The organism is Gordonia amicalis NBRC 100051 = JCM 11271, from assembly GCF_000332995.1.
In the GTDB taxonomy this organism is placed as follows: domain Bacteria; phylum Actinomycetota; class Actinomycetes; order Mycobacteriales; family Mycobacteriaceae; genus Gordonia; species Gordonia amicalis.
In genome coordinates this window covers 1-12,897 of the sequence record NZ_BANS01000042.1, presented here as the reverse complement: position 1 = coordinate 12,897, position 12,897 = coordinate 1, and the positions used below count along the sequence as shown (strand labels likewise).

At 68.4% G+C, this 12,897-nt stretch carries 10 protein-coding genes and 2 pseudogenes; 8 read left to right on the top strand and 4 right to left on the bottom strand.

All coding sequences use genetic code 11. From position 1 onward, the window contains the following. Nucleotides 1-20: 20 nt before the first annotated feature. The 4 genes and pseudogenes from GOAMI_RS18455 to GOAMI_RS18440 all read left to right on the top strand — a co-directional run bounded on the left by GOAMI_RS18455 (nt 21) and on the right by GOAMI_RS18440 (nt 3,466). A complete protein-coding gene (locus GOAMI_RS18455) occupies nt 21-467 on the top strand; it encodes a DUF3151 domain-containing protein (RefSeq protein WP_006438105.1) in 447 nt (148 codons plus the stop codon). Between the two features lie 19 nt (nt 468-486). Further along, nucleotides 487-1,608, top strand: a complete 1,122-nt coding sequence (locus GOAMI_RS18450; protein ID WP_006438103.1) for an FUSC family protein — start codon at nt 487-489, stop codon at nt 1,606-1,608. A 66-nt stretch (nt 1,609-1,674) separates the two neighbouring features. Further along, the gene (locus GOAMI_RS18445; RefSeq protein ID WP_006438102.1) at nt 1,675-2,589 is read left to right on the top strand and encodes a cation diffusion facilitator family transporter; all 915 of its coding nucleotides are present in this window, start codon (nt 1,675-1,677) and stop codon (nt 2,587-2,589) included. A 48-nt stretch (nt 2,590-2,637) separates the two neighbouring features. Continuing rightward, nucleotides 2,638-3,466 (top strand): annotated as a pseudogene (locus GOAMI_RS18440) (polysaccharide deacetylase family protein). Between the two features lie 91 nt (nt 3,467-3,557). Here GOAMI_RS18440 and GOAMI_RS18435 read toward each other — a convergent pair. Then, the gene (locus tag GOAMI_RS18435) at nt 3,558-4,214 is read right to left on the bottom strand and encodes a hypothetical protein (RefSeq protein ID WP_006438100.1); all 657 of its coding nucleotides are present in this window, start codon (nt 4,212-4,214) and stop codon (nt 3,558-3,560) included. 91 nt (nt 4,215-4,305) lie between these two features. Here GOAMI_RS18435 and GOAMI_RS18430 point away from each other — a divergent pair, with 91 nt between their 5' ends. Next, a complete protein-coding gene (locus GOAMI_RS18430) occupies nt 4,306-5,592 on the top strand; it encodes an adenylosuccinate synthase (protein ID WP_006438099.1) in 1,287 nt (428 codons plus the stop codon). A gap of 238 nt (nt 5,593-5,830) precedes the next feature. On the opposite strand, the gene GOAMI_RS18425 is transcribed toward GOAMI_RS18430, so the two are convergent. Further along, nucleotides 5,831-7,249: a carotenoid oxygenase family protein gene (locus GOAMI_RS18425; RefSeq protein ID WP_006438098.1), complete on the bottom strand. Its 1,419-nt coding sequence runs from the start codon at nt 7,247-7,249 to the stop codon at nt 5,831-5,833. A 145-nt stretch (nt 7,250-7,394) separates the two neighbouring features. On the opposite strand from GOAMI_RS18425, the gene GOAMI_RS18420 reads away from it, so the two are divergent. Then, entirely contained in the window at nt 7,395-9,005 is a 1,611-nt protein-coding gene (locus GOAMI_RS18420) for an adenylate/guanylate cyclase domain-containing protein (RefSeq protein ID WP_006438097.1), read from the top strand. A gap of 4 nt (nt 9,006-9,009) precedes the next feature. Here GOAMI_RS18420 and GOAMI_RS18415 read toward each other — a convergent pair whose 3' ends face one another. Beyond that, complete coding sequence (locus GOAMI_RS18415; protein WP_006438096.1) at nt 9,010-9,402, bottom strand: hypothetical protein; 393 nt, start codon at nt 9,400-9,402, stop codon at nt 9,010-9,012. 91 nt (nt 9,403-9,493) lie between these two features. After that, a pseudogene (locus tag GOAMI_RS18410) lies at nt 9,494-11,085 on the bottom strand (Na+/H+ antiporter). Nucleotides 11,086-11,129: 44 nt separating this feature from the next. On the opposite strand from GOAMI_RS18410, the gene GOAMI_RS18405 reads away from it, so the two are divergent. Then, nucleotides 11,130-11,492 (top strand): UBP-type zinc finger domain-containing protein, encoded by a 363-nt coding sequence (locus GOAMI_RS18405; protein ID WP_006438093.1) that lies wholly within the window; start codon nt 11,130-11,132, stop codon nt 11,490-11,492. 75 nt (nt 11,493-11,567) lie between these two features. Beyond that, nucleotides 11,568-12,897, top strand: a 1,330-nt coding sequence (gene purT, locus GOAMI_RS18400) for a formate-dependent phosphoribosylglycinamide formyltransferase (protein ID WP_006438092.1), incomplete at its 3' end; no start/stop codon positions are given.

Genomic DNA, 12,897 nt, shown 5'->3' with positions numbered 1-12,897 from the left:
CACGATGCTTGAATGGGTACATGACGTCTTTCGGAGATCTCCTCGGCCCGCAACCGGTTCTGCTCACCGGCGACGACGACGCCGAGTCGGACCTGCTCAACGGGGCTGTCCCCGCCGAGGTCGCGGCTGCCCATCCCACGGCGTCCATCGCGTGGGCATACCTCGCCGAGGCGGCACTCGAGACCTCGACGGCTGCCGGTGAGGCGGGTGACACCAGCGCGGTGATCGCGGCCTACGCATACGCCCGGACCGGCTACCACCGCGGCCTCGACCAGCTGCGCCGTCACGGATGGAAGGGCTTCGGTCCCGTTCCGTGGAGCCACGAACCCAACCGCGGCTTCCTGCGGTGCGTCGGCGCCCTCGCGCGCGCCGCCGAATTGATCGGCGAGGAGGACGAGCATCTGCGTTGCCTCGACCTCCTCAACGACAGCGACCCCCGGGCGGCCGCCGAGCTCGGCCTGGTCTGAGCGACCCGCGACCCGTCGAATGCCGGCAGCCGCGAGCGGTTCGTATCCGCGCCGGGTCTACGACTCCCTGCCCGGGACCGTCAGACGACGCCTTCGGCGTCTGAAGATATCTCTCGTCCCGATCGTCCAGTGTGCGCTGGCCGCCGGGGTGGCGTGGTGGATCGCCATCCACGTCTTCGCGCATCCGGACCCGTTCTTCGCACCCATCGCGGCCGTCATCTCGCTGGGACTCGGTCTCGGACGCCGATGGCGACGATCGGTCGAGCTCGTCGGCGGTGTTGCGATCGGCATCCTCGTCGGCGACCTGTTCATCGGCTTCGTCGGTGAGGGGGCCTGGCAGATCATGGTCGTCGTCGTCCTGGCCATGTCGCTGGCTGTCGTGCTCGACGACGGTCTGCTGATCCCCATGCAGGCGGCGTCGTCGGCCGTCCTGGTCGCGACCCTGCTGCCGCCCGGCGGTGTCGCCGGGTTCCACCGCGCGATCGACGCGCTGATCGGCGGGGTTGTCGGGATAGTTGTGGCCGCGTTGTTCCCGGTCAACCCGGCCAATCGGGCGCGGGAGGACGCTGCGGGGGTATTGCTCACCATCCGAAACGCGGCGCGGTCGGTCGCCGCGGGTCTGCGCGAAGGGGATGCGGAGACGATAGCCGCGGCGCTCGAGGCCGCACGCGGGACGCAGGCGGCCATCAACAACATGCGCACCGACATGACTGGCGGCCGGGAGGTCACCCGGATCTCGCCGCTGTACTGGGGTTCGCGCGACCGTCTCGACCGACTGGTGCGAACCGCGGACCCGATCGACAACGCGGTCCGCAACTTCCGGATCATCGCCCGTCGGTCCCTGGCCGTCACCCAGCGCGGTGAGCGGGTCCAGCCGGCGATCATCGAGATCATCGAGGACGTGGGCGGAGCGTTCGAGGTTCTCCGAGAGATGATGCTGGCCGACCCCGGTGAGGACCCCGACCCCGTGGAGGCCGCGCGCGTCATCCGCTCGATCGTGCGCAAGGCGCCCACCGGCCTGGCCGTGAACAGTCATCTCTCCGAAGCCGCGCTGCTCGCGGAGATCCGCTCGTTGCTCGTCGACCTGCTGATGATCGCGGGGTTGCGCCGGTCGTCGGCGCTGGCGACCCTGCGGAGCTGAGGCCGCCCGCCGGACACGGCGGGCGGTTGCCACATATGCGAAGTTGTGCATATATTGACCGCCATCATGGGTCATTCACATTCGCATTCCCACACCCCCGGGACCGGTGCCGCGGGGGAGCGGCGTCTGTGGCCGATGGTGCTGGCGGTGGCTCTCATCGGCGGGTTCTTCGTGGTGGAACTCGTCACCGGCATCGTGGTGAACTCGCTCGCCCTGATCGCCGACGCCGGGCACATGCTCACCGACGTGGTCGCGCTGATCATGGGGCTGATCGCGTTGGTGCTGGGCCGGCACGGCCGTACCACGGACACCCGTAGCTTCGGCTGGCATCGCGCCGAGGTGTTCACAGCCGTCGCCAACGCGGTCCTGCTCATCGGGGTCGCGGCCTTCGTCCTGTTCGAGGCCATCGAGCGCATCGGCAACGATCCCCAGGTTCCCGGCCTCACGCTGATCGTCGTGGCACTGCTTGGCCTGGCGGTGAACCTCGTCGTCATGCTCCTGCTCCGCGCAGATGCGAAGGAGTCCATCGCCGTCCGCGGCGCCTACCTCGAGGTCCTGGCCGATGCGGTCGGCAGCGTCGGGGTCCTGATCGCCGGCATCGTCGCCCTGACGACCGGGTGGGGCTACGCCGACATCGTCGTCGCGGTCCTCATCGCCCTGTGGGTGGTGCCGCGGGCGCTCCGGCTCGCCATCGACGCGCTGCGCATCCTCAATCAGCAGGCGCCCGCACACGTCGACGTCGAGGCGCTGCGTGCCGACCTGGCCGGTCTCCCCATCGTCGACGACGTCCACGACCTGCATGTCTGGACCCTGACCACCGGGATGGATGTGGCCACGGTGCATCTCGGCAGCAGCCGCCCGAACGCCGAGGTGCTCCCGGCGGCGCAGGCCGTCCTGGCCCGTCACGGCCTCGAACACGCCACCGTCCAGGTGGATCCGAACGACGATCAGCGACGATGTCGTGACGAGATGACGTGGTGAGCCCGCGTCGCTGAACCCAAAATGTCGGTTATGCCTTAAATTCCCGGCATGGAACGACGCGACTTCCTCGCGGTCCTCGCGGCCGGCACGGTGGGGGCCCTGACCGCGAGCACCGTGACGGGGTGCGCCTCGCCGGTCCCGGCCGCCGAGATCACCCCGTCCGGCACTCCGCTTACGCTGCCCACCTCGACGACCGGCCCGCCCACGCCGGCCTTGTCCCGTGCCGGACTGCTCCCGCCGGCCGTGGGAACCCGTCGCCCGCTGCCCCCCCGAGCCGATCACGCGACTGCCGGGCACGGGCAGGCACATCGCCCTCACGGTCGACGACGGCGCCAGCTCCGAGGTCATCGGTGCCTACGTGGAGTTCGCCCGGGACACCGGTGCGCGGTTCACGTTCTTCGTGACCGGATCGTTCGACGGGTGGACCGATCACCGCGCCGAGCTGGCCCCGCTCGTCGAATCCGGACAGATCCAGCTCGGCAACCACACCTGGACCCATCCCGCTCTCACCGAACTCTCGGCCAAGGGGATCGCCGACGAACTCGGGCGGACGAAGCGGTTCCTGAAGAAGAACTTCGGCGTCGACGGCACGCCGTACTACCGGCCGCCCTTCGGCTACCACAACGCGGCGGTCGACGCGGTGGCCGCCGACCTCGGCTACACCATGCCGACGCTCTGGTACGGCTCTCTCTCGGACTCCGGCCTGATCACCGAGAGGTACCTCGTGCAGTGCGCGCGCAAGTACTTCCGGCCGCAGACCGTCGTGATCGGCCACGCGAACCACGACCCCGTCACCAAGGTCTATCCCGAGCTGGTCGAGATCATCCGCCACCGGAAGCTGCGCATGGTGACGCTCGACGACTATTTCGCGTCCTGACCGGCACGACACCGGGAAGGATGCCATCACCGAGTCCGCCGGGGATCCCACGCAGGCGCCGGTCCCGGTCCCGGTCGGCTGAGTCGGCCCGTCAGGGGCGTACGAGCAGCAGATCGGTGACGTGGCGGTAGAACGTCGACCGCTTCAGTACGCGCTCGTTCACGACGCCCTCGCGTTCCACCACGATGTTGGTGCCGCCCGTCTGCACCGCCCGGCCGGCGACCCACCGTCCCGGCAGCAGCCAACGCTCGACCTGGGCGCGCAGACCGGGAGCCTCGAGGGTGGGTTCGATGAGGACCGAACGCACCTCGCCGTCGAAGAGTCGTTCGCTGTCGACGTAGGACTCGCCGTGCAGTTTGGCGCCCTCGGCGCCGAGATGACGGGCACTGCCGAAGATGACCGTTGCGGCGTCGTCGCGGATGAGCGGCACCGGGCTCGCGGTGCCGTGCTCGGCCAGCTGGCGGGCGGCCGGCCCGTGTGGGAGGCGGTACCGGCGCGTCGCCGGGGTGCCTTCTGCCGAGACGTATGCGACTTCCACGTCGAGACGTTCGGTGGCCATGAGGGCGGCCACGACCTGCCCGAGGAAGGTGTCGTTCTCCTCGGCGACGGTAGGTGCGAACCGTTCGGCGACACGGGGTTCGACGATGAGCCGGGTGACGGCCGAATCAGACAGGGCGTCGGTCACGGCGGCACGGATCGTCTTCTTGTCGTCGGCGCGACCGGCTTGGGTGATCAGGGCGAAAGGCACGCGGATAGGGTATCGGGGGCCTCGACACAGTAGTGTTGGTGAGGTTTGTTCTGATCAGTTCAAGCGCGCCGCACGAAGGAGTACCTGAATCATGGCCGCGATCGTGCTTATCGGCGCCCAGTGGGGCGACGAGGGCAAAGGGAAGGCCACCGACCTGCTCGGCGGCCAGATCAACTGGGTTGTCCGGTATCAGGGCGGCAACAACGCCGGCCACACCGTCGTACTCCCCTCAGGTGAGACCTTCGCCTTGCACCTCATCCCGTCGGGCATCCTGACCCCCGGCGTGCAGAACGTGATCGGCAACGGCGTCGTCGTCGACCCCGGCGTGTTGCTCACCGAGCTGGGCGGACTCGAGGACCGCGATGTCGACACCTCCGGCTTGCTGATCTCGGCCGACGCGCACCTGCTGATGCCGTATCACGTGGCCATCGACAAGGTCACCGAGCGATTCCTCGGCAACAAGAAGATCGGCACCACCGGCCGCGGCATCGGCCCCTGCTACCAGGACAAGATCGCCCGCGTGGGTGTCCGGGTCGCCGACGTCCTCGACGAGAAGATCCTCGCCCAGAAGGTCGAGGCCGCGCTCGAACTGAAGAACCAGATCCTGGTCAAGATCTACAACCGCAAGGCCCTCGACCCGGCGCAGGTCGTCGACGAGGTCCTCGGTCAGGCCGAAGGATTCAAGCACCGGATCGCCGACACCCGGCTGCTGCTCAACCAGGCGCTCGAACGCAACGAGACGGTGCTCCTCGAAGGATCGCAAGGCACTCTGCTCGACGTCGATCACGGCACCTATCCGTATGTGACCTCGTCGAATCCGACTGCGGGCGGCGCTGCAGTCGGTGCGGGTATCGGCCCCAACAAGATCACCACCGTCCTGGGCATCCTGAAGGCGTACACCACGCGCGTCGGCTCGGGCCCGTTCCCGACCGAACTGTTCGACGAGCACGGTGCCTACCTGGCCAAGACCGGTGGCGAGGTGGGCGTGACCACCGGCCGCGCCCGACGCTGCGGCTGGTTCGATGCGGTGATCGCGCGATATGCGACCCGAGTCAACGGCATCACCGACTACTTCCTCACTAAGCTCGATGTGCTGTCGAGCCTGGACACCGTGCCGATCTGTGTGGCCTACGAGGTCGACGGCGAGCGCGTCGAGGACATGCCGATGACCCAGACCGGATTCCACCACGCCAAGCCGATCTACGAAGAGATGCCCGGCTGGTGGGAGGACATCTCCCAGTGCAAGACCTTCGAGGATCTGCCCCAGAACGCGCAGAACTACATCCTGCGGCTCGAAGAGCTGTCCGGTGCGCACGTGTCGTGCATCGGTGTCGGACCGGGCCGCGACCAGACGATCGTTCGTCGCGCCATCGTCTGACCCTTCGATACGTTGCTCGGTGTCGGCTCAACCGGCGTGGGGTTTCTGCTGGTTGAGCCGGTAGCGAGCGGAGCGAGCCACCGTGTTGAAATCTCGTGTCGTGGTGGTTGGGTTGGTCGGTGGGTGTGGCGACCGGGTTTCGACGCGACGCCTCGCGTTGCTCGGTGTCGGCTCAACCGGCGTGGGGTTGTGTGGCGCTCGGGTTTCGACGCGACGCCTCGCGTTGCTCGGTGTCGGCTCAACCGGCGTGGGGCGAAGGATCTGCCAGCCACGCGCCGTGAAGTCCGGCGGGAACGCGGATCGGTAAGTCCACAGTGGCGATCGGGCCTTCCTCGGGTGCGTCCACGGTGAGCAGGTAGAACCGAGACGTCATGTCGGTGGGGTCCGTGCCGATCGCACCCCAGTAGTCGCGTTCGGCACCCGGGATGTAGATCGGTTCGCCGATCGCGGCACCCGGCGTCCAGACCTTCTCGGTCCCGGCGACGAGGTCGTGGAACCACAGGCTGTCGAGGTCGCCGCTGTCCCTCGGTCCCTTGGCGACGCTGGCGATGCGGTGATGCTCCCGCGTCAGCATCCGGTCGTCCACGCGGGGGAACTCCATGTCCGGCTCGGTGCTGTTCAGGACGGTCTTGGTGATCCCGGCATCGGGTCGGATGACCGCGCGCGTCAGCGACGACGACGCTCGTGTCGGCTGGTCGGCGAAGCCGCCCGGATAGGTCCATTCCACATAGTCGACGGTCACCGATCCATCGGGATTGTCGAAGGCATTGGCGAAATGCCAGACCCAGAACGGGTCGGCGTCGACCCAGCGCACCGCGGTGCCGTCCCGCGGGATCAACGCGATGCGCGTGCCCCGCTGCGGTTGCCAGGACAACAACGATCCGCCGCTCATCACGGATTCGATGTCGAAGACGAGCGGGCACACGAACAAGACGATGTACCGGCTGGTCAACGCCATGTCGTGGATCATGATCGGCGCATCGAGGCCGTCGACCGGCGTCGGCTCGCGGGTTGCCCGCCCGTCCGGACCGACCACCGCCCAGGTCAGGTAGGGCGCCTCGAGGACGTAGTTGAACAACACCAGTTCACCGGTGGACGGATCGATCTTGGGGTGAGCGGTGCTGCCGACGAACATCGCGCCGTCGCAGTCGGTACGGGCCAGGGTGGCGAGATCCGCGGGTGCGAGCTGATACGGCCGGTCCGCCTCGGCCATCGCCAGCAACCGCCCACCGTGCCGCACGATGTTGATGTCGGGGAGTTCGCGCACGGTCCCGGCCAGCTTGTCCCCGACCTCGGCTGCCGACGGGGTGTAGCCGTCGGTGATACCCGACCAGATGGCATGTCCCGCAGCCTCTTCCGCCAGCACCATCGGGGTGCGGACGAACCGGTTGCGGTACGACGCCCGGCCGCCGTCGAAGCCGATGCGGTGCACCATCGCGTCGCCGTCGATCGGGTAGACGTACGAGCCGATCGGGTCGAAGCGCAGGTTTGGTCCGTTGCGCAGGTAGCTGCCCCGCAGGTCGGCGGGGATCTCACCGCTGACCGGCAGGTCGGTGGCGTCCACCTCGTCGCGCTGTGGGGCGAACACGCCGGTCAGGAACGGGTTGCGGGACATGTCGACCGGCGCGGGCCGGGTCGGGACATCGGATGCGGTCATGGCGCTGCTTTCGGCGAGCCGAGGGAGACGATGATGCGTCCAGGTTAGGGTGTTCACCCAGGTCGTGGCGCCCAGTTCCCCTGCTCGTCCCGAATCCGAGGGCCGCACACGGGCGATGACGGCGGTCGTCGTGATTAGCTTGGGCATGCTTGCGAGACGGGGGAGCCGCGACTACGGGTCGATCCTGCTCGGCTCTGCCGACGAGAGCGGTTTCGCGCAGCGGGTCCGGATCCAGACGTTGCTGACCACCTCGATCGTCGTGGCGAACCTGGTCGGCGCGATCGTTGCGGCCGCGCTCGCCGCGGTCGGCATCCCGGAACCGACCGTCTTCACCGCCGAACTGTGGTGGGTCAACTTCATCGTGGTCCCGGTGTACATCCTCGCCGCGTTCGTGATCGGCATCGGATGGGGAACGGTTCTCGGCGTTCATGTTCTGCGGTGGGTCATCCGCGACGAGGTTCCGACCAAACGAGACGCGCGCCGGACGATGCGACTGCCGTGGCGGCTGTCGCTCGTGCAGGGTCTCCTCTGGTCGGGTGCCGCGGTGATGCTGACGATCATGTACGGCATCGTCGATCCGCAGCTGATCCCCAAGACACTGTTCGTCGTCGGACTGAGCGGTGTCGTCGTGGTGGCGATCTCCTACCTGTTCATCGACTTCACCCTGCGTCCCGTTGTGGCCGACCTGATCTCGGCCGGATTCCATCGCCGGAAGCAAACGGGCGTGAAGTCCCGTGCGGTGGTGTCGTGGATGGTCGGCTCGGCGATCCCGATCATCGGCATCCTGCTGGTCGTGGCGTTCGGGGTCGCACGCGACGAGACGTCCAAACTCGATCTCTTCGTCGGGGTGACGGTCCTGGGACTCACCGCTCTGTTCACCGGTCTGCTGCTGACCCTGTTGTCGTCGATGAGCATCACCGGGCCGATCCGCAGCGTACGGGCGGGGATGAACCGCGTTCGCGCGGGCGATCTGGACAACGCGGACCTCGTGGTCTACGACGGCACCGAACTCGGTGACCTCCAGGTGGGCTTCAACTCGATGGTCACGGGTCTGCGGGAACGGGAGCGAATGCGCGACCTGTTCGGCCGGCACGTGGGCCACGAGGTCGCCGAGGCGGCGTTGTCGTCGGACCCCGAACTCGGCGGCACGGAGCGCGTGGCCGCCGCGCTGTTCGTCGACGTGATCGGGTCGACGACCCTTGCGGCGCAACGCCGTCCGACCGAGGTCGTGGAGATCCTCAACAAGTTCTTCGCGGTCATCGTCCGGGCTGTCGAGGACAAGCACGGCCTGGTCAACAAGTTCGAGGGGGACGCGGTCCTCGCGATCTTCGGCGCGCCCATCGAACTCGACGACCCGGCCGGTGCGGCGCTGGCGGCTGCGCGACGCATCGTCGCCGACCTCGCGGTCGAGGTCCCGGAACTGTCCGCGGGTGTGGGCGTGAGTTACGGGTCGGTCGTCGCCGGAAACGTCGGTGCCATCGAACGTTTCGAGTACACGGTGATCGGCGACCCGGTGAACGAGAGTGCCCGGCTGTCCGAACTCGCCAAGCGGGATCCGGCGAGTCCGCTCGCTGCGGGCCGTGCGGTCGACGCCGCGGACCCGGCGGAGGCCCGGCACTGGCGGCGACAGGAGACCCTGTCACTGCGTGGCCGGACCGCCGAGACGATCGTGTACGCGGCCGCCGTCGGGGAGGAGACGACGACCGCGCACACGACGCCGGGGGAGAAGGCGCCGGGGGAGACGGCGGCCGGGTGAGAACTCAGATGGCGTCTTCGGAACTGATCAGGATGCCGTCGGGCCCGACGATGCTGAGGCCGAGCCCCTCGAACACGGAGTACTTGTACCCGTTGTTGTAGGCGACGAAGTAGTGACGGCCGCTGCCGTTCTCCTGCTCGTGAACCTCCGCCACCGGAATGCACAGGGTGTTACCGGTGCTGCGTGCCACGCCCCGGTACTCGAGGCTGCCGTCGCCCCACTCGCAGATGGTTGCGGCCGACTTCGCGGTGACGACCGAGGTGACGGTGTGCTGGCCGGCGTCGCACGACGGCGCGATCGGGGCCGCGGCGGCCGACGAGGTGCCGGTGACCAGAGCGCCGGCGGCCAGGACGAAGGACGCGCCGGCGGTGGCCAGGCGGATGTGGGTGGTCTTCATGAGAACCGAAGTTAGAGCAGAACTGTCGTCTGCAACATGGGCAGAACTCCCCGCCATCGGTCGGATGGATGACCCTTCGATACGCCCGGGGTCACGCGTCGCGGTCGTCCTGTCCCTCGGCGAAATCCACGCGGCGGAGCGCGACCCGGAGGACCCCGTCGTCGATGCGTCCGGCGTTGCGTTCCTCGATGAAAACCTTGCGCTGCAGGTGCAGGAGTTCAGTGCGTATCCGGGAGCCAGCAGCGGTGGGGCTCTCGCCGATCGCCTCCGGGCCACGGCCGAGTTCCTCCCATGCCACGTTGCGCTGCGAGGTGATCCACTTGTGCATCAGGACCACCTGCATGCGTCGGGGGTCGTCGTCGGCCAGACCGGCCGCGATCTCCTCGAGTCGCTGCTCGGCCTCGCGCGCGGCACGGTCCTGAGCGGCGGCGTATGCGAGACGGTCCTGTGCGCGTTCGTCGCCGGTGACGCCGAGCGCCCGCGCCACCCAGGGCAGCGTGGTGCCCTGGATCAGGAGCGTGCCGACCACGACGACGAACGTCAGGAGCAGGATCTCGGCACGTGCCGGGAACGGCTCGTCGGCCTCGGTCATCAGCGGGATACCGAACGCGGCGGCGAGCGAGACGACCCCGCGCATACCGGCCCACGACACGATGAACACCGAGGACGGGGTGGGAACGGTTCGCGTTCGCGGATACGGCGGACGAACAGGCGCGGCAGGTACGCGGCCGGATAGATCCAGATGAACCGGATCAGGATCGTGGCGGTGAGGACCGCTGCGGCGTCGATGCCCACCTGGACCCAGGACTCGCCTTCGACGCCCTCGATGATGAACGGCATCTGCAGACCGATGAGGAAGAAGACGAAGGCCTCCAGGATGACGTCGATCGACTTGCGGACCGCCTCGTCCTGCAAGCGGGTCGCGTAGCCGACGCGCACCGAGCGCTGACCGAGGAACAACCCTGCCGTGACCACGCCGATGACGCCGGAACAGTGCAGTTGCTCGGCGACGAAGTACGTGGCGAACGGGACCAGTATCCCGAGCGCGGTCTCCATCGGCGGATCGGTCAGCCAGATACGCACCCACGACACCGCGATGCCGACGACGAGGCCGACCACGAGACCGCCGAGCGCCGCGACGGCGAACGTCAGAAGACCCTCACCCAGCGAGGTCGTGACACCTATCGCGGCGGCCAGCGCGATTCGGAACGCGGTGAGGGCCGTGGCGTCGTTGAGCAGACTCTCGCCGCCGAGGAGCGTCATGACGCGGCGGGGCAGGCCGAGGCGCCGGCCGATCGCCTGCGCGGACACCGCATCCGGCGGGGCGACGACGGCGCCGAGGACGAGCGCCGCGGAGAGCGGGAGGTTGGGCACGGTGAGGTGGGCGACGACCCCGACCACGAAGGTCGTGGCCAGCGGCAGACCGACCGCCAGCATCCCGATCGCACGCCAGTTGGCGCGGATCGCCTGATAGGAGCTCTCCTGCGCGGCCGAGTAGAGCAGGGGCGGCAGGATCAGGAAGAGCACGAGTTCCGGGTCGAGCTCGGGTGCCGGCATGTTCGGAATCCAGCCGGCCGCCAGGCCGAGGGTCACCAGGACCAGGGGCGAGGACAGCCCGTAGCGACGGCACAGTGCAGCAACCGCCACCGCGACGACCGCGACGAGCAGAAGCGATGCACTCATCCGAGCGACTGTAATCGCCGGATGCGCCGTTGATAATGGTGAACATGCAGATCTTTCGCCGGTCCTCGACCCGCGGCGGCCAGCGGTCGGGTCCGGCATCCGCCGCCGACGACTCGTCGAACCCGTCGGCGCGCTGCCCCGAGCTCGCCGCGGTCGCGGACGGGTCGATCCCGGTGCCGGAGCCTGCTACGGGTGAAAAGCTCTGCTGCGAGGGTTGTGTGGCGATCGGCGAGGATCACTGGGCGCATCTGCGAATGTGCCTGCGGTGCGGGTACATCGGCTGCTGCGACTCCAGTCCGCGGCGGCATGCGACCGCACACTTCCACGAGACCGCCCATCCGGTCATGCGGTCCGCCGAACCCGGCGAGAGCTGGCGGTGGTGTTACGTGCACGAGGTCATCGGCTGAGAGCCGGACCACGACACCGCCCTGACCGGGTGTCACCGTGGAAGAAGATGTACTGACGACAAGTAGGATTTGGGAATGACGTCGAACAGCGAGAGCGCGACCAGCGCGGATCAGCCGGCGCCGACGATCGGTCCGCCGGACGTTATCGGCACGCCGCTGAGTCCGACGGCGACCAAGGTGATGGTGCTCGGTGCGGGCGAACTCGGCAAAGAGGTCGTGATCGCGTTCCAGCGTCTCGGCGTCGAGGTCGTTGCCGTGGACCGGTACGCCAACGCGCCCGGCCAGCAGGTCGCCCATCATGCCGAGGTCATCGACATGACCGACCCGGACGCGCTGCTCGCCGTCATCGACAAGCACCGGCCCGCCTACGTGGTGCCGGAGATCGAGGCCATCGCCACCGCGGCGCTCGTCGACGTCGCCGAACGTGGCATCGCCGAGGTCATCCCGACCGCGAGTGCCGTGGTCGCGACGATGAACCGCGAAGGCATCCGCCGCCTCGCCGACGAGGAGCTGGGCCTGCCGACGTCGCCGTATCTCTTCGCCGACACCCTCGAGGAACTGACGGTCGCCGCCCGGCAGATCGGATTCCCGTGCGTCGTGAAGCCGGTGATGTCCTCCTCCGGCAAGGGACAGTCGGTGCTGCGCGGACCCGACGACGTGGCGTCGGCGTGGGAGACCGCGAACACCGCCGGCCGCGTGCAGGGCAGCCGGGTCATCGTCGAGGGATTCATCGAATTCGACTATGAGATCACACTTCTCACAGTTCGTGCCATCGATCCCCGGACCGGCGTTCTCACCTCGCACTTCTGCGCGCCGATCGGTCATCGCCAGATCAACGGCGACTACGTGGAGAGCTGGCAGCCGCATGAGATGAGTGCGGACGCGCACGCCTCGGCGACATCGATCGCGGCGCGCATCGCCACCGCTCTGGGCGACGGAAAGCTCGCCGGCCGTGGCGTTTTCGGAGTCGAGCTGTTCGTCAAGGGGGACGACGTCTACTTCTCCGAGGTCAGTCCACGTCCACACGACACCGGCCTGGTCACCATGGCGACCCAGCGGTTGTCGGAGTTCGAGATGCACGCCCGCGCGATCCTCGGCCTGCCCGTCGACGTCACGCTGGCGTCGCCCGGCGCTTCGGCGGTCATCTACGGGCAACTCGACGAGCCCGCCATCGGATTCGAGAACGTCGCGGCGGCACTCGCGGTGCCCGAGACCGACATCCGCCTGTTCGGCAAGCCCGAGAGCTTCCATCGCCGGCGTATGGGTGTGGTCACGGCGACCGCCGACGACGTCCCGGCCGCCCGTGAGCGCGCCGTGCGTGCGGCGTCGCTCGTCTCGCCGGTTCCCGGTCGGGCCGCCGTCCGGAAGGCGACGGTCCTGCCGCCGCCTCCGCCCGCGCCGCCTC